This window comes from Pedobacter cryoconitis (assembly GCF_003259615.1).
Lineage (GTDB): Bacteria > Bacteroidota > Bacteroidia > Sphingobacteriales > Sphingobacteriaceae > Pedobacter > Pedobacter cryoconitis.
Genome location: NZ_QLLR01000024.1, coordinates 1 through 23,138 on the forward strand (window position 1 = coordinate 1; position 23,138 = coordinate 23,138).

Annotated in this window: 23 protein-coding genes and 2 tRNA genes; 11 read left to right on the forward strand and 14 right to left on the reverse strand. The window is 38.2% G+C overall.

The features are described 5' to 3' along the window. Positions 1–470 precede the first annotated feature (470 nt). The 4 genes from LY11_RS19095 to LY11_RS19110 form a co-directional block, all read right to left on the reverse strand. Positions 471–543: transfer RNA gene (locus LY11_RS19095), tRNA-Phe, on the reverse strand. Between the two features lie 116 nt (positions 544–659). Further along, positions 660–1,040 carry a DUF779 domain-containing protein gene (locus tag LY11_RS19100; protein WP_111635245.1) on the reverse strand — a complete coding sequence of 127 codons (381 nt, stop codon included), beginning with the start codon at positions 1,038–1,040 and terminating at the stop codon, positions 660–662. 6 nt (positions 1,041–1,046) lie between these two features. Continuing rightward, entirely contained in the window at positions 1,047–2,114 is a 1,068-nt protein-coding gene (locus LY11_RS19105) for a 2,3-butanediol dehydrogenase (RefSeq protein WP_245952835.1), read from the reverse strand. Positions 2,115–2,141: 27 nt separating this feature from the next. Then, on the reverse strand, positions 2,142–3,635 hold the full coding sequence (locus LY11_RS19110; protein ID WP_111635247.1) for an aldehyde dehydrogenase family protein: 1,494 nt from the start codon (positions 3,633–3,635) through the stop codon (positions 2,142–2,144). 171 nt (positions 3,636–3,806) lie between these two features. Here LY11_RS19110 and LY11_RS19115 point away from each other — a divergent pair, with 171 nt between their 5' ends. The 3 genes from LY11_RS19115 to LY11_RS19130 all read left to right on the forward strand — a co-directional run bounded on the left by LY11_RS19115 (position 3,807) and on the right by LY11_RS19130 (position 7,164). After that, positions 3,807–4,724: an AraC family transcriptional regulator gene (locus tag LY11_RS19115; RefSeq protein WP_245952836.1), complete on the forward strand. Its 918-nt coding sequence runs from the start codon at positions 3,807–3,809 to the stop codon at positions 4,722–4,724. 309 nt (positions 4,725–5,033) lie between these two features. Then, the gene (locus tag LY11_RS19125) at positions 5,034–5,681 is read left to right on the forward strand and encodes a porin family protein (RefSeq protein ID WP_262510936.1); all 648 of its coding nucleotides are present in this window, start codon (positions 5,034–5,036) and stop codon (positions 5,679–5,681) included. 49 nt (positions 5,682–5,730) lie between these two features. After that, the gene (locus tag LY11_RS19130; protein ID WP_111635251.1) at positions 5,731–7,164 is read left to right on the forward strand and encodes a hypothetical protein; all 1,434 of its coding nucleotides are present in this window, start codon (positions 5,731–5,733) and stop codon (positions 7,162–7,164) included. A 286-nt stretch (positions 7,165–7,450) separates the two neighbouring features. Here the strand turns inward: LY11_RS19130 and LY11_RS27320 are convergent, their stop codons facing one another. Beyond that, the gene (locus LY11_RS27320) at positions 7,451–7,621 is read right to left on the reverse strand and encodes a hypothetical protein (RefSeq protein WP_394340917.1); all 171 of its coding nucleotides are present in this window, start codon (positions 7,619–7,621) and stop codon (positions 7,451–7,453) included. A 120-nt stretch (positions 7,622–7,741) separates the two neighbouring features. After that, a tRNA-Phe gene (locus LY11_RS19135) sits at positions 7,742–7,814 on the reverse strand. A 211-nt stretch (positions 7,815–8,025) separates the two neighbouring features. On the opposite strand from LY11_RS19135, the gene LY11_RS19140 reads away from it, so the two are divergent. Genes LY11_RS19140 through LY11_RS19150 form a run of 3 tightly spaced genes read left to right on the forward strand, consistent with a single transcriptional unit; the run spans position 8,026 to position 10,978 of the window. After that, a complete protein-coding gene (locus LY11_RS19140; protein ID WP_111635252.1) occupies positions 8,026–9,321 on the forward strand; it encodes a 4Fe-4S dicluster domain-containing protein in 1,296 nt (431 codons plus the stop codon). Between the two features lie 27 nt (positions 9,322–9,348). Continuing rightward, entirely contained in the window at positions 9,349–10,149 is an 801-nt protein-coding gene (locus LY11_RS19145) for a (Fe-S)-binding protein (protein WP_111635253.1), read from the forward strand. Beyond that, positions 10,139–10,978, forward strand: coding sequence for an MBL fold metallo-hydrolase (locus LY11_RS19150; RefSeq protein WP_111635254.1), 840 nt, complete (start codon positions 10,139–10,141; stop codon positions 10,976–10,978). Before LY11_RS19145 ends, LY11_RS19150 begins: the two co-directional genes overlap by 11 nt. On the opposite strand, the gene LY11_RS19155 is transcribed toward LY11_RS19150, so the two are convergent. Then, positions 10,902–11,378 carry a hypothetical protein gene (locus LY11_RS19155; protein WP_111635255.1) on the reverse strand — a complete coding sequence of 159 codons (477 nt, stop codon included), beginning with the start codon at positions 11,376–11,378 and terminating at the stop codon, positions 10,902–10,904. The two genes, LY11_RS19150 and LY11_RS19155, sit on opposite strands and share 77 nt — an antisense overlap. A gap of 51 nt (positions 11,379–11,429) precedes the next feature. Between LY11_RS19155 and LY11_RS19160 the strand changes: the two genes are divergently transcribed. Further along, the gene (locus LY11_RS19160; protein ID WP_111635256.1) at positions 11,430–11,909 is read left to right on the forward strand and encodes an ABC transporter ATPase; all 480 of its coding nucleotides are present in this window, start codon (positions 11,430–11,432) and stop codon (positions 11,907–11,909) included. A 29-nt stretch (positions 11,910–11,938) separates the two neighbouring features. On the opposite strand, the gene mtgA is transcribed toward LY11_RS19160, so the two are convergent. Beyond that, positions 11,939–12,667, reverse strand: a complete 729-nt coding sequence (gene mtgA, locus LY11_RS19165) for a monofunctional biosynthetic peptidoglycan transglycosylase (RefSeq protein ID WP_111635257.1) — start codon at positions 12,665–12,667, stop codon at positions 11,939–11,941. A 105-nt stretch (positions 12,668–12,772) separates the two neighbouring features. On the opposite strand from mtgA, the gene tal reads away from it, so the two are divergent. Both tal and LY11_RS19175 read left to right on the forward strand, forming a co-directional pair. Continuing rightward, entirely contained in the window at positions 12,773–13,870 is a 1,098-nt protein-coding gene (tal, locus tag LY11_RS19170; RefSeq protein WP_111635258.1) for a transaldolase, read from the forward strand. A gap of 35 nt (positions 13,871–13,905) precedes the next feature. Then, positions 13,906–14,199, forward strand: a complete 294-nt coding sequence (locus LY11_RS19175) for a hypothetical protein (RefSeq protein ID WP_111635259.1) — start codon at positions 13,906–13,908, stop codon at positions 14,197–14,199. Positions 14,200–14,258: 59 nt separating this feature from the next. Here the strand turns inward: LY11_RS19175 and rplI are convergent, their stop codons facing one another. The 5 genes from rplI to LY11_RS19200 form a co-directional block, all read right to left on the reverse strand. Beyond that, the gene (gene rplI, locus LY11_RS19180) at positions 14,259–14,702 is read right to left on the reverse strand and encodes a 50S ribosomal protein L9 (protein WP_068403319.1); all 444 of its coding nucleotides are present in this window, start codon (positions 14,700–14,702) and stop codon (positions 14,259–14,261) included. Positions 14,703–14,711: 9 nt separating this feature from the next. Further along, entirely contained in the window at positions 14,712–14,975 is a 264-nt protein-coding gene (gene rpsR, locus LY11_RS19185; protein ID WP_008244392.1) for a 30S ribosomal protein S18, read from the reverse strand. Further along, complete coding sequence (gene rpsF / locus LY11_RS19190) at positions 14,975–15,337, reverse strand: 30S ribosomal protein S6 (RefSeq protein WP_037444035.1); 363 nt, start codon at positions 15,335–15,337, stop codon at positions 14,975–14,977. The genes rpsR and rpsF overlap by 1 nt, the downstream gene beginning before the upstream one ends. A gap of 78 nt (positions 15,338–15,415) precedes the next feature. Continuing rightward, entirely contained in the window at positions 15,416–16,666 is a 1,251-nt protein-coding gene (locus LY11_RS19195) for a porin family protein (RefSeq protein ID WP_170132727.1), read from the reverse strand. Between the two features lie 57 nt (positions 16,667–16,723). Continuing rightward, positions 16,724–19,195 carry a TonB-dependent receptor gene (locus LY11_RS19200; protein WP_211321602.1) on the reverse strand — a complete coding sequence of 824 codons (2,472 nt, stop codon included), beginning with the start codon at positions 19,193–19,195 and terminating at the stop codon, positions 16,724–16,726. A 199-nt stretch (positions 19,196–19,394) separates the two neighbouring features. Between LY11_RS19200 and LY11_RS19205 the strand changes: the two genes are divergently transcribed. Beyond that, entirely contained in the window at positions 19,395–21,236 is a 1,842-nt protein-coding gene (locus tag LY11_RS19205; RefSeq protein WP_111635262.1) for a DNA polymerase III subunit gamma/tau, read from the forward strand. Here the strand turns inward: LY11_RS19205 and LY11_RS19210 are convergent. Next, positions 21,228–21,653, reverse strand: coding sequence for a hypothetical protein (locus LY11_RS19210; protein ID WP_111635263.1), 426 nt, complete (start codon positions 21,651–21,653; stop codon positions 21,228–21,230). The genes LY11_RS19205 and LY11_RS19210 overlap by 9 nt on opposite strands. A gap of 129 nt (positions 21,654–21,782) precedes the next feature. On the opposite strand from LY11_RS19210, the gene LY11_RS19215 reads away from it, so the two are divergent. Next, positions 21,783–23,018 (forward strand): isocitrate dehydrogenase (NADP(+)), encoded by a 1,236-nt coding sequence (locus tag LY11_RS19215; RefSeq protein WP_068403325.1) that lies wholly within the window; start codon positions 21,783–21,785, stop codon positions 23,016–23,018. Positions 23,019–23,138: the final 120 nt, after the last annotated feature.

A 23,138-nucleotide genomic window follows, 5' to 3' on the forward strand; every position in this document is an offset into this window, starting at 1 on the left:
GCGTTAAAGATTATCCTGATGCGTAAAAAATGTCCGTAATTGTCCGCAGCTGTCTGCAATTGTCCGCAGTTGTCCATGGGTTAGTCAAAGGGAAAATTATAATTTCATTAATCTTCAACTAGTTATGGTTAGGTTGTGCCTGAGTAATGGTCGGGGTGACACCAGGTTGTAAACGGGCTGTAAGCATGGCAACTCTAAGTCATTTCAACTAGTTGTTTTGACTTGGACTTGCCATGCTCTCACGTTACTTTAGCATTGCTCTTACCCTAACGAGTACCCGACCAGTACTCGGACAGTACCCGACCAGTACCCGGCCGATATAGATCTATTATTAAGTTTATGACTTGATCCCAAAAAACCTGTTTAACTTGCTTTTGCGCTCGACAGCGCATATATGGAAAAGAGTAGTTTAAAATCACCTTAGAAACAAAAAAAGCTCTATTTCGTATGAAATAGAGCTTTCTAAGTTGTGGTGTGGGCCGGGATCGAACCGGCGACACAAGGATTTTCAATCCTTTGCTCTACCGACTGAGCTACCGCACCATCCTTTTATTAACATGATTTCGATCATGTGCCACCTCGGTTGGTGGGCTGCAAATGTAGTTTCTTTTTTTGAATTTCAAAATGGTTATGCGATTTTATTTAAAATAAATTCATTTTTATTCTTCCGGGCCTGATTTCACGGGCTCCAGCGTCTTCAATTCTTCCTCAGTAAACAGCCTTGAATGTATGATAAAGCCAACATCCAAGGTCGATTCAAGGGAGAAACCGGCGGCCCTCCCTTGCATTACATCTAATGTAAGCTGGGTATGTTTCCAGTATTCAAACTGATCTCCAGCCATATAGAACTTACATTCTTCAATTTCTCCAAGGCAAACATCATTAGATCCGATCAGAAAACCACCTTTTTCAAAACAATGTGGATAAGAACCTTCACAACATCCACCACTTTGATGAAAAAAAAGCTCGCCATATTCAGCTTTCAACTGGTTGATTACACCTATGGCTTTTTCTGTAACTAAGATTCTCTTGCTGTCCATGATTATTTATTTTGCAATTTTAATCAATATCTTCACCTGTGTAGGATTGTTCAGCAGAGCTTCAAATCCTTCTTGTACGATATTTTCAAGCTCAATTCTTGCAGTGACTAGCTTTTCAACAGGCATCCTGCCAGTATGGATCAGCTGAATTACTTCTGGAAAGATGTTCCGGTAAGCTATAGTCCCCTTTATGGTAATTTCACGCACAACCTGATCAAAAGCATTCGTTGTAACTGGTTTTCCAAAAAGAGCGACTAATAAAGCGGTCCCTCCATTTTTCAAACTAGCAATTCCAGCATCATAAGTTGCCTGTACACCTGCTGCGTCAATATAAATATCCGCACCGCCAGCAGTTAATTGCTTAACCTGTGCTGAAACATCCTTCTCTTTTCCATTGATGACCTGGGTAGCACCAATTTCCATTGCTTTCTCCAAACGTTTTTCTGCAACATCTACAACGATCACGGTTGCTGCACCTGCTGCAATTGCCGCCTGTACGCAGAGTAAACCTACCGGGCCGGCTCCAAATATAACACAGGACTGTCCAAGCTTTAATCCACTGCTTTTAACTGCATATACAGCTACCGCAGCTGGTTCAACCAATGCTCCCTGTTCAAAGCTCATATTGTCCGGAATAGGATGTACCATATAATCCTCTACAACAACAAACTTAGCAAAACCACCATTCGAGGTCAGTCCGACAAAACCCAGAGGTTCTGACAAATTATACTCACCAGTTACAATAAAGGGACTTTCAGGATTTCTGAAAAGGGGCTCTACAACTACCCGATCTCCTACTTTCACTTGTTTAACTTCTTCTCCAACTTCGGTTACCACACCCGAAAATTCATGACCCAAAGTGGTTACGCCGATATGTCCGTTTAAAGGATAAGGCACATCAGCAGGAATCAGCATCGGTCCGTGTGCATATTCATGCAAGTCAGAACCACAAATACCTGCGTACTGCACTTCTATTTTCACTTGTTTACTACCTGTGGAGGGTATAGGGGCATCTTCTACTCTAATATCTTTAGCGGCATACCAACGGGCAGCTTTCATAACGGGAACTAACATATATAAAATGGTTTAATAATAATTAATTTAAAAGAATCCTAATTTGTTCTTGTCGTAAGAGATCAGCATGTTCTTAACACTTCTGTAATGGTCAAGCATCATTTTATGGTTTTCTCTTCCAAAACCAGATTTCTTGTATCCGCCAAATGGCGCATGCGCCGGGTAAGAATGATACTGGTTCACCCATATACGACCAGCCTGGATAGCACGTGGCACCTGATATAACTCATGTGCATCACGTGTCCATACGCCGGCACCTAACCCATATAAAGTATCATTTGCAATCTCAATAGCTTCTTCCACTGTTTTAAACGTAGTGACGCAAAGCACCGGACCGAATATTTCTTCCTGAAAGATCCTCATCTTATTATGTCCTTTAAAGATTGTTGGCTCAATATAATAGCCTGTTTCCAGTTCGCCTGGTAGTTTATTGATTCCTCCCCCTGTCAGCACTTCTGCTCCTTCTTCAATTCCTATTTTGATATAAGATAATATTTTTTGATACTGCTCATTGGAAGTTTGTGCCCCCATCATACTCTCCTGATCCAACGGGTTTAATGTTTTGATAGCTTTGGTACGCTCAATCACACGGCTGATAAATTTATCATAAAGACCTTCTTGTATTAACAAACGGGATGGACAGGTACAGACTTCACCCTGGTTCAGTGCGAACATCACTGCTCCTTCTACTGCTTTATCAAAGAATTCATCATCCTGAGCACCTACTGAATCAAAAAATATATTTGGTGATTTACCACCCAGCTCCATAGTTGAAGGGATAATGTTCTCAGCCGCATATTGCATAATTAAACGACCGGAAGTTGTACTGCCGGTAAAAGCAACTTTAGAGATCCTTGAAGAGGTAGCGAGTGGTTTTCCAACTTCCAGACCATATCCATTAACGATATTTAACACTCCGGGAGGAAGAATATCGCCAATCAGTTCCATTAAAATAATGATCGATACAGGAGTTTGTTCTGCTGGCTTAACAACCGTACAACAGCCCGCCGCCAATGCCGGGGCTATTTTCCAGGTGGCCATCAGCAAGGGAAAGTTCCAGGGTATAATTTGTGCTACAACACCTATCGGCTCATGCAGCACTATGCTTACGGTGTGTTCATCGTGCTCTGCTATAGAGCCTTCTTCACCTCTGATTACCCCGGCAAAATATCTGAAATGATCTACTACCAGAGGCAAGTCTGCTGCTAATGTTTCCCTGATCGCTTTACCATTATCGATAGTTTCCACTGTAGCGAGGTAGGCTAAATTATCTTCTATTTTCTGTGCAACTTTTAAAAGGATATTACTTCTGTAGGTCGGAGAACTTTTACTCCAGGTTTTAAAAGCTTCATGTGCCGCATCCAGTGCCAGTTCTACATCTTCTTTGCTGGATCTTGCTGCTTTTGTAAATACTTTCCCGTCTACCGGGGATATGTTATCAAAGTATACACCTTTTACTGGCGGGACAAACTTGCCTCCGATAAAATTATCATAATAGGATTTAAATGCTGGTCTTTCCATGAGAATATGAATTTATGATTTGGTTCCTACAAACGTAATGGGTAATCGTAACCGATGTTAGGACAATTGTAGCAAGTAGTAGCATTATCGTTGCAGAAAGAGTGAACTAGCGTCTTAAAATAAACTTATATTTGAGTATACGCCCTTATTATTAACCAAAATCTATAGGTCATGATGCAGCATAAATTAAATCTTGTGGAGCTGAGCAGGGAAGCGAATTTACAAACCTTAGTGGAAAACAGAACGTCTTATACGCTGGAACGCTGTGAACTGAACGTTTTTGAGACTTATTCTGAGTCGTATAAAGTGCCTTTGACTTTCAATGATTTTGTGATCACCAGTATGCTGCGTGGTAAAAAGATAATGCACCTTTTTGATAAAAAAGGTTTTGATTATCTCCCTGGAGAAACCGTAATCATCCCTGCTTCACAGGCTATACAAATAGATTTCCCTGAAGCTTCTGATGAAAATCCGGCTCAGTGTATTGCGCTTGCAATTGATAACGATCAGATTAAGCAGACCATCCGGTATCTCAATGAATATTTCCCTAAGGCGACTGCTGATCAGCAATGGTCACTTAATTATGATGAATATCATTTCTATAATAATGAAGAGATCTCCTTTTTAATCAATAAGATAATCAGGATTTGTGGGGAAGGATCAAAAGAGAAAGATGTGCTGGCAGATCTGACCTTAAAGGAATTACTGGTCAGAATTATGCAAACACAAAATTTAAAGACCATTGGCCGCCGCACGGATACGAATCATAATCCACTGGCGTATGTTATTGGTTATATCAGAGCCAACCTGAGTGAAAAAATAAGTATCAACAGTTTAAGCAGTAAGGCTTGTATGAGCAAAGCTACTTTTTACAGGTTATTTAAACGGGAATTGGGTATCAGCCCAAATGATTTCATCCTGACTGAAAAAATTAGCCGTGCGAAACAATTGCTGGCCAGACCAGGCTCAAAGATTGCCGCAATCAGCTATGAGCTTGGTTTTAGTGATGCGAATTATTTCATTCGTGTATTCAAGAAACTAGAGGGAATTACCCCTGGCAGTTACCAGGTACAATTCTCAGCACTGTAATACTGTGCATTTATTACCTAACAACTCAACCAGTTAATACAGGCAAACATTTATTTGTATACAAAAATACATTTTAATAGATAATTTAATACATTTGCGCCTCAGGAAAATAAACCACTTAGCGCTCAAAATGTTATCTTATATTAAAATTAATATTATTGCTCAGGCAATTTTTAAATTATCAAGCATTTTTCTTTTAACAACAACAGTAATATTATTTCTTACAAATATTGCTTCGGCACAAGAGGCCGCAAAAAACAACAAGCACAGCAACTTTTCAGACTCTTTAAAAAATAGATTGAAGTTGGTATAGCTGCAGGTTTGAGTCTAAACCACTTTACTAAGGGACAGCCTCAAACAGGTCAGAACACAGGTTATACTGCCGGAATTTCTGTAAACTACAAATTAGTTAAGGAAATAAGTTTGCAACTGGAAGTCAATGCTTTACAACAAGGCGGAAGCATGATCCGTTTCAAAGACGATACCAGACTTGATTTACCAGAGAGTTTTGAAACTAAAAATGTTAAAAACAGTTCTTATAAACTGAATAGTATCGAAATCCCTCTTTTGCTTAATTATACCTTTAAGATTAAACCATTGTGGAAACCGTCAGTATATGCTGGTGGAAGTTATGCGTACACCTATAATGTAAACGAAAGTTATCAAAAAACGGGGAACCTGCTGCCGGGTGAAGATATTATTGCTACAGTCAGCGATTCACAGAACGCAACCAATTTATTTAATGCCTCAAGGTTCAACTTAATAGTCGGTGCAAATTTAAAACTGCCACTAACTTCAAGATTCCTGCTCCTTATAGATATGAGATATTTAAATGGTTTGTCATCAGCCAGGGATAAATATTCTTACATGGAAAAAGTTGGTTTTGGAACGAATATCAGAACGAACTCTTTCCTTACAAAACTAGGCATTATTATGCCTTTATCTACCCTTAAATAAGGATTTCATCCAATAAAAATCAAAATTTACTTAAATAAATAAGCGTAATATGAAGTCAAAATTTACAATTTTAACGGCTATGGCGTTCGCTATTCTGATTGCAGGTTGCAGTAAGGATAAGTTTAACGAGAATGATGCCATCAATGCCCAAAAGGATCTGCTGAATTTAAAATATCAGCATGAGCTTGATCTTGAAACTTTAAAACAAAAAGGTGCAACTGCTATGCAGCAGTTAATCAATACAGCTGCATTAGAGCAATTAAAGCTTAATGATAGTTTGAAAACAAAAAGTAATATCGCTGCAAGTAAGCAAGATTATACTGTAAAAGTTGTTGACGTTATATCTAACGCACCATTGGCAGATGCTGATGTTACTGTCTCTTCTGAGGGGAAAATATTCGCAGCAAAAACAAATGCGCAGGGTATAGTTACCTTTACTGCTTTATATCTATTTCCAACAAGTACTTTCCTGGTTTCAAAAACTGGTTATGCTGCAACCCAGATTTCACAATACCTCGCTGGTAATGGAAGTGTAAAATTGTGGAATACTTCAGATATATCAAACGAAATTACTGGTAGTCTTTATATTGAAACAGATCTGACAAATAATACTCCAGAAAAAGCAGGCGCTAAAGTATTAGTGACAGCTTTCGCAAATATTCCTACAAATAATTCAGATTCTTATACTGTTTACTTCCCGACATATACTGATGCTGCTGGTGTTTATAGTCTTAAGCTTCCTGCCGCTCCAAGTGGATATACACTTTTATTTGAGCAAATCACTGCGGATCAAAAGCTATATGTGAACTCAACCGAAGATGATGCTGTTGCTTCATTTCCAAATAGCTTACCAAGACTAACTACGGTAAAGACTTATTTTAATGTAAATAATTTCAATGCGCAGGTACCTCTTGTTAATAACTACTATTATTTTAAGGTAGCACCAGACAAATCAGGAAGAACATTATATACTCCGGGTTATAATAATAATTATTATGGCTATAATCAGGTCTTTGTATCAGTTAATGGCAGCAAATTTCAGATAGAGAAACTTTTCACCAATAATTATAATAATTCTGGTAACCCCGAACTTAATATGTACACCTATGAGCCAAATGCGAAGGTTGATGTAGAATTAGTAGATATAACCGGAACTATTGTAGAAACAGCGCCAAAGTTAGTAGCAACTGCAGGACCAAATGGAAAGTTGATCTATACAGCTTCTGATGAAGGTGGAAATGGCTATTTTCATCTTAAGAGAGACGCTGCTGGTATGTTAGTACCCGGTGCAAAAGGTGTATTCCTAAAAGCAGCCTTGTATGATCAGTATTCAAATCTATACACCTTGAATTTCAATAATAGTTTAAACACTGTATCCAGCAGATACGTAAGCAGCAATTACTTACTCAGCAATAAAGGCGACAAGAAAGTTGTCAACTTTTATTATGGTGCTGGTGACAGCAGAGTAAAACAAGTATACTAGTTTTACTTACCAGTAGCTTAATATAGAAAACAAAAAACCATCTCATAATTATATATGAGATGGTTTTTTGTTATAAAGAGATTTTATCCAGGTTCAAACTGCCACCTGACAATTCACCTGCTGTTATAAAGTTTCTTATCAATCAAAGGCATAACGATCAATATAATTAGATCTGCAATAGACAGAACCAATATAGCAAATATCTGTAGTTTGCATAATAAAATGAATTAAAATCGGGCCCGGCAAATGCCAGACCCGATAGAGCGTATAATCAAATTTTAAGATCTTATTTAAGGAACACTTTTCTTACTGCATTGTTCCTGTAATCAATGACGTATACAGTTCCATCTTTGCCAATGGCTATATCTCCAATAGAGCCAAATCCAGCTTCACTGAAACTTCCATCATTGCTGCCAGTAGCAAATTTTGCAATAGCAGTTACTTCTCTGGTTGAAATATTGACTTTCCTATTAAGTTATTAAAACGATTTTTTAATCTTAATGTCCAGCAGCATAAGGCTATAAAAAACCTCTGAAAACAAAAAAGCCTCAGATTTCTCTGAGGCTTTTAGAAGAAGTGGTGTGGGCCGGGATCGAACCGGCGACACAAGGATTTTCAATCCTTTGCTCTACCGACTGAGCTACCGCACCATCTTATTTCAACATGTTTGACCATGTTCCCCTCGGTTGGGAGTGCAAATGTAGTTTCTTTTTTCGAATTGCAAAACTTTTTCTGAAAATAATTTAAAAAGGCCTCAGGATTATTTAAAAAGGCTCTAAATTTGGAATAATTATGCAAGCATAGTATTTTTTCTCTGCTAATTATTTTAACTTAGCATGACTGTAAAAGATTAACCAAATAATGATTTCACAAATTCTATTTATAGCAATCACTTTAGCGGCCATCGCCTTATTCAGCTTCAACCTGAAAAAGGTCATCCGCAACATCAGAATTGGTAAAGCGGCAGACCGTACCGACCAGCCTCAAAAAAGATTGATGACCATGATCAGGGTTGCCCTTGGGCAAAGCAAGATGGTGGTACGTCCAATTCCTGCTGCCCTGCATTTTGTAGTGTACATCGGTTTTGTAATTATCAACATTGAAGTGCTTGAAATTATGATCGACGGAATGTTTGGCACTCACCGTGTATTTGGCGGACTGGGAACGCTGTATAACTTTTTGATAGGATCATTTGAGATCCTGGCTTTAGGGGTATGGGTTGGCTGTGCTATTTTCCTGATCAGAAGAAATATTTTAAAACTGAAAAGGCTAAACAGCCCTGAGCTGAAAGGCTGGCCAAAATCGGATGCCAACTATATCCTGATTACAGAAATTCTGTTAATGACCGCATTTTTGCTGATGAATGCAGCAGATGCTAAACTGCAGGCTTTAGGTGCGCATCATTATGTCACAGCAGGTAGCTTCCCTGTGAGTCAGTTTCTTCAAAACTTATTGCCGGGCAGCGAAAGCAGTCTGATCGCTATAGAAAGAGGTTGCTGGTGGTTTCATATCATCGGAATTCTTGCTTTTCTTAATTATTTACCTTATTCCAAACATTTCCATATCCTGTTTGCCTTTCCAAATACTTATTTCTCTAATCTGGAACCAAAAGGTGAATTTACAAATATGCAAAGCGTTACCAATGAAGTTAAAGCAATGCTTGATCCATCCTTCACTCCTGTTGAAGGAGAAGCAGGCCGCTTTGGTGCAAAAGACGTAAATGATTTATCATGGGTAAACCTGATGAATGCTTATACCTGTACTGAATGTGGTCGTTGTACTTCAGTATGTCCTGCCAACATTACTGGCAAACTACTTTCTCCACGTAAGATCATGATGGATACACGTGACCGGATGGAAGAAGTAGGTAAAAACATTGATAAAACAGGTGCTGGCTTTGAGGATGGAAAATCATTGATTGATGACTATATCACCAGAGAAGAATTATGGGCTTGTACAAGCTGTAATGCTTGCGTAGAGGCCTGCCCTATCAATATAGATCCGCTGGCAATTATTACAGACCTGAGAAGGTATGCGGTAATGGAAGAGTCTCAGGCACCGGCCAGCATCAATGCGATGCTTGGAAACATTGAGAACAATGGTGCGCCATGGAAGTATTCTCCGGCGGACCGTTTGAACTGGGCAAAAGAAAATTAAATTTTAATCTATTACTCAAGCTGAATAATGAGCGAGAAACTAAATATAGAAGTGCCTACCATGGCAGAAATGATTGCAAGGGGCGAAGAACCTGAAATTTTATTCTGGGTAGGTTGTGCAGGCAGTTATGATGAACGCGCACAAAAAACAACACGTGATATTTGCAAAATCCTTCATCATGTGGGCATTAAATATGCCGTTCTGGGAACAGAAGAAAGCTGTACGGGAGATCCTGCCAAACGTGCCGGAAATGAATTCCTGTTCCAGATGCAGGCCATGACCAATATCGAGGTACTGAATGGTTACAATATCAAAAAAATAGTAACAGGCTGTCCGCATTGCTTCAACACCATTAAAAATGAGTATCCGGGTCTGGGAGGGAATTATGAAGTTATTCACCATACTCAACTGATTCAGGATCTGATCAATGATGGCAAGCTGAAAGCTGAAGGAGGCGAGAGTTTCAAAGGTAAAAAAATCACTTACCATGATCCATGTTATTTAGGCCGTGGTAATGGGATATATGAAGCACCAAGAAAAGCTTTAGAAGTCCTGGATGCACAACTAGTTGAAATGAAACGTTGTAAATCCAATGGTCTTTGCTGTGGTGCTGGCGGTGCTCAGATGTTTAAAGAACCGGAAAAAGGGAACAAAGACATCAACATCGAGAGAATCGAAGAGGCATTGGAAACTAATCCGAACATTATTGCAGCAGGTTGTCCTTTCTGTATGACTATGCTAAGTGATGGGGTTAAAATGAAAGATCAGAATCAAAATGTCCAGGTATTAGATATTGCAGAAATAACAGTAAGAGCAAATGGGTTGTAGTCCCCTTTTTATTACTTCGATAAATTCAGGCAGTAATGGCAATTGTTATTACGTAGGTAATGCACAGGAGGCCGTACTGATTGACGCTGGAATATCCTGCCGGGAAACTGAAAAGCGGATGCTGCGCCTTGGCTTATCTATGGGCAAGGTAAAAGCTATCTTCATTTCCCATGAACATGGCGACCATATCCGCGGTTTAACTGTGATGGCCAAGAAATATCGTATCCCTGTTTATATCACTCCGGGAACAATTGGTAACAGCAAGCTGGAATTACCAGAAGATTTAATCAACTCATTCTTCAGTCATCAGGTAGTCCAGATCGGATCGTTGCAAATCACTTGTTTCCCTAAAATTCATGATGCAGCAGAACCGCACAGTTTCATGGTTTCATGCGGAGAGGTCAAAGTTGGCATATTTACCGATCTTGGTGTAGTCTGTGAACAGCTTACCCTGCATTTCAAACAATGTGATGCAGCTTTTCTTGAAGCAAATTATGATGAAGATCTTTTACACAATGGAAATTACCCATATCACCTCAAAAAAAGGATTAGTGATGGTTTTGGTCACCTGAGTAACAAACAAGCTTTAGAACTGTTCACAACGTCGCGTCCGGCTAACCTGACACACTTATTGCTTTCACATCTATCAAAAGATAATAACAATCCGGATTTAGTAGAAAACCTGTTTAAAGAACACGCACAGGATACGATGATTATTGTTGCTTCGCGTCACATGGAAACCCCGGTATTTACTATTGGCGGACCTTCAGGCTCATCTGCCGGAATTTCTCCATTAGCTGATTCAACTCCTCTGGTTCAATATTCTTAAGTGGTATGGCCATAAAGGTGGCCATACTATCAATATCATTACCTTTTGTATCATTATAAGTCTGCACAATAACATCATCACCTTTTGTATGTAAGATTAAACTCCCGGATTGTGCTGTCCCTGCATAATCCAGGTCTTTGTATTTTAAAAAGTTAAAAGAGAAATATTCTATCTTTCCGTTGTTAAAAAAACATTTATAACGACAGAATCCACTGTTGGTAATACGCAGTTCATACTTCTTTATACTACCGCCTTTCGCCTCTTTATTATAGTGATCTTCTAATTTTTGCTGGACATATATGGCTTCTTCTTCTGTTGGACCATAGGATGAGAAAGAGAGAAAAACAGCACATAACAACGTATACGCACTAATTCTTAAGGAGATTGTAAACTTTTTCATCTCAATTGCTATTTGGGTAAATCAATTTAAATAAAATGTTAAATTTGTGATATGAGTTTTTCTCCACAATCAAAAGTTTGGATCTATCAGAGCGATCGTGAATTCAGTGACCAGGAGGTTAGTGCAATTCAACAGCAATTGGACGGTTTTACTGCACAATGGAAAGCCCATGGCCACCAGTTACAGGCAAAAGCAGAAATCAGGTACAATTATTTTATTATTTTCACAGTAGACGAAGCCACAGCTGGCGCTACAGGGTGTTCTATTGATGCTTCTGTACGTATCATTAAAGGAATTGAAACCGAATATGGAGCTGATTTATTTAACCGCTTCAATATGGCTTACAAAGTTGACGGGAAAGTAATTGTTGTCAATAAGGAAGATTTCGAAACACTGATCAGTATTAAGAATATAACGCCGGATTCTATCGTGTTTAACAACATGGTTCAGACCCTGGAAGATTTCCAGACCAAATGGGAAGTTCCTTTCAAGGATAGCTGGCATAATAAGGTTTTCGCGGATTTACTTTAACCCGCGAAAACCGATAACCAGCAATGGGCTTACTTAAATTTTAGCGGCCCAAGGTTTCTTATATTTTTCATAATCAGATATTGTCTGTGCCTGATATACAAGGTCGGATGTGAAGGTGTCCAGCGTAAAGGATTAGGAAAACACGCCACAATCAATGCAGCTTCAGACCTGTTTATGTTCCTGCATGATTTCCCGTAATAACTTTGTGAAGCTGCTTCAGCACCATAAATACCATCCCCCATTTCAATTACATTCAAATAGACTTCCAATATTCGCTGTTTGCTCCACATCATTTCAATCAGCACCGTAAAGTAAGCTTCAAAGCCCTTACGCACCCAGGATCTTCCCGGCCATAAAAATACATTTTTAGCAGTTTGCTGTGAGATCGTACTTCCACCTTTAACTTTAGTACTATCTCCTTTATTAGCACTATAAGCCCTGCCAATAGCTTTCATATCGAAACCCCAGTGATGCACAAATTTCTGATCTTCACCAGCAATGGCCGCCCGCTTGATCTGATCTGACATTTCACTAAGTTTTACCCAATCCTTCTCTGTTTTAAAGGTTTTACCATCAGATTTACGTTCAATATTACGCAAGATCATTAAAGACGTAAAAGGTGGGTTAATGAACCGGTAAGCCAAAACCCAGAGGATCGTACTCAGGAAAAACCATAAAATACATTTTCCTATTAATATTGGTAAATTCCTGAAGTCGAATTTTCTTTTTTTAGTGCTTTTGCCACGTTTTACAGCCATCGCCCAAAGGTAAATAAAAATAGAGATTTGTCATGTCAGTGCATATATTTAAAGCAGTATAAACATTCGGACTATTTACTTGTTTTTTGATTAAAACAATAGAACATGGAAGCGAATAAAGTAAAAAAAATACACGATTATGGTCAAAGTATCTGGCTGGACTTTATTGATCGTGACATTATTAAATCTGGTAAATTAAAAGAACTGATTGAAATTGATGGGGTAAGAGGGTTAACTTCTAATCCGGCGATATTTGAGAAAGCAATCAGCAGCAGTTCTGATTATGATGCTGATATTGCCGAATTCTCAAAAGAGAAAATAAGTAACGAAGATATATTTTACAGACTTGCTATTAAAGATATTCAGCAGGCCGCAGATTTATTATTGCCGGTATATGATGAAGAAGTAAAAGGGGCTGATGGTTATGCAAGCCTGGAGGTTTCTCCACTTTTGGCCTTGAATACCGAAGGAACTATTCAACAAGCTTTACAGCTTTGGAAGGAAGTAAATCGCAAAAATGTAATGATCAAAATTCCCGGTACACAACCAGGATTGGCAGCGATTAAGAAAGCTATTTCTGAAGGATTGAACATCAATGTAACCTTATTGTTTGGACTGGAACGCTATAAAGAAGTAACAGAGGCCTACCTGCAAGGGTTGGAAGAACGTGCTGCAAGAAACGAAAGCATTAAAGATATTGCATCAGTAGCCAGCTTCTTTTTAAGCCGTATAGATGTATTAATTGATCCTATACTGGAAGAAAAACATTTAGGGGAATTAAAGGGAGAAGTTGCAATTGCTTCTGCAAAAAAAGCATATGAGATCTACAAACAGGTTTTTAGTGGAGAAAGATGGGAAAAACTAGCTGCTCTGGGAGCTAAACCTCAGCGTTTACTTTGGGCAAGTACAAGCAGTAAAAACCCGGCATTTAAGGATACCAAGTATGTAGAAGCACTGATTGGTCCCGATACAGTAGACACCATTCCTATGGAAACACTGGAAGCTTACCGCGATCACGGTGATCCGGAAAACCGCCTTGGAATTGACCTTGATGGCGCAACTGCTATACTCGCACAATTACGTCATGAAGATATTGATCTGGCTAAACTTACCCAGCAACTGGAGGATGAAGGGATAGAAAAATTCAATGCACCTTATGAGAAATTATTAAATGCAATTGAAAAGCAAAAACAATTGGCTTAATAAGTAGATTTGCCATTACATTCAGATCATAAAAAATGAAGTTTACAGCATCAAGGCTCTCAGAGGGAAACAAGGTTTTTCCGGCAGAAATCTATTTAGAAGAAAACAGTATCGAGATAAAAGTACCAGGCTTATTTAGCGGAGACTCTAAATATCTGAATTACGAAGACATTACTTCAATCGAGGTAGACTCTCCAATGATTGGATTTGCAACTTTACGCTTGTTTGTAAATGGCAATAAAGTAGAGATTCATGGTTTCTCTAAAAAAGACATTAAAGAAATCCGGAGATTAATTGATGAAAACAGATCTAAAAGAAGAAAAGTTTAAAGCATAAAAAAAGCGTTCCGATAATCGGAACGCTTTTTTTATATTCGTTTAAGATGAGATTACTCAGCTACAACTGCGAAAGGAACTTTAACTTTCACTTCTTTGTGTAAGTTTAAGTTAGCGATATATTCACCAACAAATTTAGGTTCAGTTTCGAAAGTGATACGGCGACGGTCAACATCAAAACCTTGTTGTTTTAATGCATCAGCAATCATAATAGTGTTTACTGCACCAAAGATTTTACCAGTTTCACCAGCTTTAGCACCGATACTCAATTTAACATCAGCTAAACGAGTTGCGATACCTTCAGCATCTTTCTTAATTTTATCTTGTTTAAACGCTGCTTGTTTTAAGTTCTCTGCTAATACTTTTTTAGCAGATGGAGTAGCTAAAGCACCGAATCCTTGTGGGATAAGGTAGTTACGTCCGTAACCTGGCTTTACGTTTACAATATCATCCTTCTCTCCAAGAGATTTGATGTCCTGTTTTAATATAATTTCCATGTTCAGCTCTTATTTTAATTGGTCAGCAACGAAAGGTAACAAACCAATGTGGCGAGAACGTTTAACCGCTTGAGCCACTTTACGTTGAAATTTCAATGAAGTACCGGTTAAGCGGCGAGGTAAAATTTTACCTTGGTCATTGATGAATTTTAACAAAAAGTTTGCGTCTTTATAATCAATATATTTAATACCATTCTTTTTGAAACGGCAATATTTTTTTCTGTTATCGTCCACTTTTGGAGCGGTAACATATTGTATCTGATCTTTAGCCATTATGCTGCAGCCTCCTCTTTCTTAGGTTTTTTGTTAAAAGCACCACTGCGTTTCTTCTCATTATAAGCAACCGCGTGACGGTCTAATCTAATGGTAAGGAAACGAAGAACACGCTCATCGCGTTTTAGTTCTAATTCCAATTTGTTAATTAATTCACCTGAAGATTTGTATTCTGTAAGGTGGAAAAATCCGCTTGCTTTTTTTTCAATCGGATACGCTAATTTTCTCAAACCCCAATTGTCCTCTTGAACAATTTCGGCACCGCTGTCAGTGATGATTTTGCTGAATTTCGCTAATGCTTCTTTCGCAACTTCTTCTGACAACAACGGGGTTAGAACGATAACAGTTTCGTACTGATTCATTGTTATGATTATTTTATGTTAAATCCTGTGTTAAACAGGGATGCAAACTTAGGAATAATTTTCTACAATTCAAAACATTTAAAGCTTGCCAAACAGGTAATTAACACCAATCCGGTAGCGTTGCATATTAATACTGAAGTTACTATAATTAGTAATTGAAGAAGAAAAAGCATAACCTGCTGAGACTTCTATCTTTTTATTAAAGACTACACCAGCTGTGAAAGGCAATGAAAAATTGAATTTCTCCATATCAATCGCATTATCTGCTCTTGTAGTTGCCCTTGTTATGGAATTATACTGGCTTGTTCTGTTATTGCTATAACTGGAAAAATTAACCCCAATCCCCGCGCCCACAAAAGCTTTCAAATGATTAGCATTATATATATTGTATATCAACTGTGGAAGAAAAGTAATAGTTACCTGATCAAAAGTATGTTGTGCATTTGACCCTGCATATTCATAGGAGTCTATAGAAGCCTCATTTTTACTCATCAACAGAGAAGATTCTAATCTGTAAATCAATTTCCCAATAGCTGGATTGGCTAAAATATCAATCCCCGCAGTTACTAAAGGGCTATACGAAGTTTTAATTACCGCACCCCGTTGTGCAAAAGCTATGTTTCCTTTATAGACCGCTTTAAACACATTTAAACCTGTTCCAGCGAAGAACCTTATAGCAGAAGTTTTAGGTTTGGCTAATTTTTGTTCATTAATTATAGCCACAATATTCATCAGTTCTTCTTCCTTATAAGGTAAAAATGCCAGACGCTTAAGTTCATCAGCAGTACCCGCATTCAATTTATTCATGACCAGTGATAACTGCCTGATATACCCGGTTTCCTTGATTACAATACTTTCCTGGCCAGACTTCATATACCGTTGTGAGCTCAATTCATAAGGCAATGGATCATCATTTCCCTGCAGATAAAACCTTCGTTTAATTCCATCAGTATAAGAATACAGGGTTACATTTTTACCTGTTTGCAAAACTTGTAAAAAGACAGTACTTTTTATTTTTGATTGATCAAGTCCCGCAGATAGCCTGTCCAGATCAATCTTACTCATACTGATTTCCACCTCATGCCGCTGGTAGGATTCAAACCCGTCAACAGACCATGCAGAGGCACGATCAACGGTGAAAATTTGTGCATCTGTATCCAAACCGACTTTAAAAGTAACCGAAGAAGGATTTTTTCTCCATTCTTTATAATCAACATATCCCCTTAGGGTGTCCTTTAAATCGTTAACAACATATCCTTTTTGAAAATTAGATTGAGCAGAGCATATAGCCGATGTGCCTAGTAAAAGACCGAGTAGAAAGCGTTTCATGAATTGAGTTAAATATTGAATTAATAATAAAAACCCCAAAGTTAAATACATTTAACATTAAAACGAACAAATTATCTTTAACCCAATATTCCTTCCCATGCCCTGTATCCCTCTATATCCATTCGATGACTGCTCATTATATTCAAAATACTTAAGCCTGCTTAAATTAGATTGATAAGTCTCATTGAATAAATTGCTGACCTGTGCCTGAACCTGCAGCGTATGTTTTTTTGAATAATTAATTGTTGCTCCGGCAGCTACATTAAAAAGTAAATAGGAAGAAGTAGCAGTTTCTGTATCATTCAATGCCAAATAACGGTTTTGCGCGCCATTAAACTCACCTTCTGCCCTAAAATTCATTGCTGGAACCAATTTGGAATTAAGTTTGAGATCCTGACTTATACTAGTCAATAACCTGACAGGTGGAATGAGCGGTAAATATTCCCCATCCGTTTTCTTATCTTTAAATATCGCTTTTCTATTAAATCCGTGGATCACAGCAAATGAATTATCAAATGAAAAGCCCTTCCAAGCTTCGGGATGAAGATTAAAAGTAGCTTCAAAACCATAAAGCTGTGCAGATGACTGCTGGTATTGGTAAGTCCTATCTCCCTGTGCACTGATAACCGGGTTTCCGGCAGCATCCAGCAACTGGCTCAAATAAATATAATTCTGAATATTATTATTGAAAACACTAAATGACATGGAGAAGTCTTTCAAGGTAATGTCAGCACCAATATCTTCCTGTAAAGAGAACTCAGGCTTGAAATCACGATTTCCTAAATAAATGATATGTGCACCGGGGTCCAGCCCATTAGAAGCAAATTCCGTGATACTCGGCGCACGGTATCCTCTGGCAACATTTGCTTTCAAACTTACCTGATCACTCAGTTGATAAGTAGTTCCTAAACTTAACGAGATTCCACCAAAAGACTTGTTAAAAGAAGGGAACTGCAAGTTTGCTTTTGGATCTTCAGCAGGCGAAACATGCTGACCAAAACCTGTTTGCGCATTGGTGGAAGTATAAAAATCATTTGCCTTTAAATAGCGTAGATCAGACCTCACTCCGCCCCCAATTGTCCACCTCTCATATTTCCATTTGGCAAACAAGTAAGCCCCTGCGTCAAATAAACTGTAATCCGGAATCGGAAAATCAGTCGCATTTTTATTTAAATTGTTCTGGTACATTCCATTTATACCAAAAGTAAACTCAGTGTTTAATATTTTAGGGGTATTGTATTTAACTCCATAATTTAAAGTATTTAACCTGACAAACATTCCTGCCTGTTCTGGCATAGTCGGATGATTATATTCCCTGCGAACATTTTGCTGGAAAGCTAACATCACATCAATATCCCCTTCACCAAGCGCATAGTGGTTATTGTTATAAATACGGTAGTGTTGAATATGCTGATGCAAGGGACTAAGCGTATAAGAATTTAACAACGCATCAGAAACAACCGGCCGGTTTTTAATATCGTCTAAATCTCCTTCATAAATCTGATGTGTAAATTTCCTGGTCAGGGAGTCGCGGCTGCCATCAGGTATCCCCTGAATGTTATCATAAAGAGTGAGGTTAAATGTTGAACTACCCCTGATGGTCTGATAGCGAACCGTACCGGAAGCATTCGTTTCCCTGAATCCTGTATTATAAACCCTTCCATCAATAGCATTACTGTAATTTTTAGCGATCCGATAAGAACCCCTCAATGCAAAAGACCAATGATTTTTCGAATAAAATAATCCTATCCCATTTCCAATCAAACCATTATTACTCTGATATTCAGATAAGGCCTTACCATGTAAAAGACCATCATCAATTCCCGGCATAGCAGACATCAGGCTGACCACACCAGCAAGTGCATCACTACCGTACATTAAACTTGCAGGGCCTTTAATGACCTCAGAACGCTCAATATTGTAAGCATCAACCTCAATACCGTGTTCATCCCCCCACTGTTGACCTTCCTGGCGAATTCCGTCATACAAAGTTAATACCCTGTTATAGCCAAGTCCCCTGATAAAAGGTTTTGAAATATTAGGCCCTGTTTTAACTGCATTAAGCCCCGGAACATTTCTCACCAATACATCTATAATATTACTCTCTGAAGATTGTTCAATTTTCTTTTTAGAAACCGACACGATAGGAACAGGATTTTCTTTTACAAGTGTTGCTCTGGAAACACCAGTCACCACAACCTCACTCAGTGCATCTGACTTCGTGTCCAATAATATTTCATAATACTTTTTATTGGTATCAATTGATATTGAATCTGGCTTGTATCCCAGGTAAGAGATTAAAATTTTTCTATTCTTCATTTGCTGAGGAACAGCTAATTTGAATTTCCCATATTTATCAGCAACAGCAGATCTTTTAGAATTCTTGAGTTTTATAGTACTTCCGCCGATAGCTTCATTGCTATTTACATCTTTAATCACGCCCGAAATTTCTATGTCCTGTGCCATCCCCCGGACAGAAAACAGCAGAAACAAAATGAGCATCAATCGTTTAAATATTAGTTTTAGCATAATCACAATGTATTTTTAGTTTCGACAAATCTAATAAATTAGATTTAACTAATTTTAATTATTATGTATTTCTAAAAATAAAACATAAGGAAGCTAATTCTCACTAAAACTCCGGATAACGGCTATAATCGTGTCGGGTTCATTTTATTTTGCCCAAAATCCCCTCTGCTCCATAAAAATTTTATAATTTCGCAGTGAAATGGAAAATTTTATTGTCTCGGCCCGTAAGTATCGTCCAGCAACGTTTGAAACCGTTGTAGGGCAAAACCACATTACCGGGACTTTAAAAAATGCGATTAAAAATAATCAGCTGGCCCAGGCATTCCTTTTTTGCGGACCAAGAGGAGTAGGTAAAACAACTTGTGCAAGGATACTTGCCAAAACAATTAACTGTACTAATTTAACCAGTGAAGTTGAGGCTTGCGGAACCTGCGAATCATGTGTTTCATTTCAAACCGGTCATTCTTTCAACTTTCATGAACTGGATGCTGCATCTAATAATTCAGTAGACGATATACGCAGCCTGATCGAACAGGTTCGTATCCCGCCACAGGCTGGTAAATACAAAATTTATATTATTGATGAGGTACATATGCTTTCTGCAAATGCGTTTAACGCGTTTCTGAAAACATTGGAAGAACCGCCATCGTATGCCATATTTATATTGGCGACAACTGAAAAGCATAAAATCTTACCAACTATCCTCTCCCGTTGTCAGATTTTTGACTTTAACAGGATCCAGGTAGATGACATTTCGAGTCACCTGAATAAAATTGCTATCCGTGAACAAATTACTGTAGAAGCAGATGGGCTGCATATTATTGCCCAAAAAGCTGACGGTGGTTTGCGTGATGCACTTTCTATGTTTGACCAGATTGTAAGTTATACCAATAAAAACCTGACTTATAAAGCTGTAATCGATAATCTGAATATTCTGGATTACGATTACTATTTCAAGCTAACACAGTATCTTAACAATGCAGACGTAAGTTTGGCACTGGTATTATTCGATGAAATTCTGAACAACGGTTTTGACGGAAATAATTTCATCAATGGTCTGGCAAGTCACCTGCGGAATTTATTGGTTAGTAAAGACCCGCAAACAGTAAAGCTACTGGAAGTCAGCGAAAATATTAAACAGAAATATATCACACAAAGCCAGCAAATACAGGTATCGTTTATTCTTACAGCGCTTAACCTGGCTAACCAGTGTGATCTTACCTATAAAAACAGCAAGAATCAGCGGCTGCAAGTTGAACTGGCACTCATCAAGATGTGTCATATTCCTTCAGTCCTGCAACTCGCACAACTACCCCATACAGCATCTACAACAGCAACTGACACAGAGCAGACTAAAAAAAAAACTGATGTAAAAACTGTACCTGTAGTGAATGTGGAAAGGCCTGAGCCTCTGCCACCTCCCGCAGGAATGACCACTAAACCTATAGAAACGCCCGCTAAGGCTATTCCATCAATACCACAGGCCGCACCAGCTGAGGCCAGCCGCGCGTCAGTAACTCCTAATCTGAATTCTGTCAATAAGATTGCGCTAAAGCCGAACCCATTAGGAAATATGGCCGGAGGAACACTGATTCCATCCCTTACAGCATTAACTAATGCAGAAGGCGGTATAGTGAGCGATGAACCAAAATTTGTATTCGGTGAAGAGAAGGAACCATTTACCCATGAGGAATTGATGGTACTCTGGAAAGAGTATATACAAAAGATTAAAGAAGAAAATAAAATCAACTTTTATACCATCCTGACTACAAATGATCCGGAGCTAACCAGCCCTGAACAAATCACAGTATGTATTACTAACCTTGCACAGGAAAGTATTCTTCAGAATGAACTGGTCGAATTTCTGAATTTCCTGAGAACAAGGTTAAAGAATTACAGTGTAGGAATCGTTACTAAAAGAGTAGAAAATAAGATTGAAAACCGATTGTATACCAGCATTGAAAAATACCATTACCTTTTAGAAAAGAATCCTAAACTGGAAGACATGCGTAAACGCCTTAATCTGGATCTGTTACCTTAATTTAGGCTCATCATTTTTCGGGTATCCTTCTTCATCCAGATCTGTACGTTCATCTTCTGCTGTTCTGGCTAAAAATTCATCTTCAGGATTGACTTCTACAATATTTCCGTGATCAATGTGCATTCCCTGGTTATCCAGCTCAGCTTTTCTCTTTTCTGCCCATGTTGCGTATTCATCCCCTACGTAAGGATTGGCTTCATCATAATCTGAATTTTCATCACCGCCATTCTCTGCTGTAGTATCATATGGAAGCGGATGATCATAGTCCTTATCCGGCCCCTTTACATCAAGCTCGTAACTATTTTTCTCTTTGTCAAAAGATAACTGGTTAAAATCTTTTGTCTCTCCTAAGTCAGAATCATGAAGTTTGTCTCCAGATCCTTTACCTTCACCTGCATTATTTGCGTCTGTAACCATAGCTTAATGTTTTATGTCAATATAACGTTACTTAATCTTCATTTGTTTTGGTAATTTACGCGAAAATGAGGCTATAAACTCAAAATTTATATCTTTGTTTTTTTATAAAGTTAAAATTGAAACCATAATATGTCTGTACAAAAAATTAAAGTAGACCAGCCAGTTGTAGAGTTAGATGGTGATGAGATGACCCGTATCATCTGGAAATTCATTAAGGATAAACTGATTTTACCTTATCTTGATCTTGATATTAAATATTATGATCTTGGTATAGAATACCGTGATGAGACTAATGATCAGGTGACTATTGATTCAGCTGAAGCCATTAAAAAATACGGTGTAGGTATTAAATGTGCTACCATTACTCCTGATGAAGACCGCGTAAAAGAATTTAATTTAAAACAAATGTGGAAATCACCAAACGGGACCATCCGTAATATCTTAGATGGTACTGTTTTCCGTGAGCCAATTGTGATGAGCAATGTTCCTCGTTTAGTGCCAAACTGGACTGCTCCGATCTGTATCGGCCGTCATGCTTTTGGTGACCAATACCGTGCTACTGATTTAGTAACTAAAGGAAAAGGTAAATTAACCCTGACATTCACTCCAGAAGACGGTGGTGAAGTTCAGTCATTTGATGTTTATAACTTCCAGGGTGATGGTGTTGCTTTAGCAATGTATAACACTGATGAGAGTATCCGTGGTTTTGCACATGCTTGTTTCAACCAGGCATTAATCAAAAAATGGCCTTTATACTTATCTACAAAAAATACTATTCTTAAAAAATATGATGGTCGTTTCAAAGATATCTTCCAGGAGATTTATGAAAATGACTTCTTAGCTAAATTTAAAGAAGCAGGTATTACTTATGAGCACCGTTTGATCGATGACATGGTAGCTTCTGCCTTAAAATGGAATGGTAACTTTGTTTGGGCTTGTAAAAACTATGACGGAGACGTTCAATCAGATACAGTTGCACAAGGATTTGGTTCATTAGGTTTAATGACATCAGTATTAGTTACACCAGATGGAAAAACTATGGAAGCTGAAGCTGCGCATGGTACAGTGACCCGTCACTACCGTGATCACCAGGCTGGCAAACCAACTTCTACAAATCCTATTGCTTCTATCTTTGCATGGACAAGAGGTTTGGAATTCCGTGGTGTGTTAGATAACAACCAACCATTAATCAACTTCTGTCACGCTTTAGAGCAGGTTTGTATTGAAACTGTTGAAAGTGGAAAAATGACTAAAGATTTAGCTGTTTGTATCCATGGTAACAAAGTAGAACATGGTAAACACTACTTATACACTGAAGAATTCTTAGCTGCGATTGATGAAAACTTACAATCGAAACTAGCTTAATTACTGAGGTAGTCTAATTTTTATTTTAAAAGTCCTGTTCTTAATTGAGCAGGACTTTTTTTGTTAAACCACCTTATAGCTAAAACAATTTTAATAACTAAATTCACAAACGGCATTGAA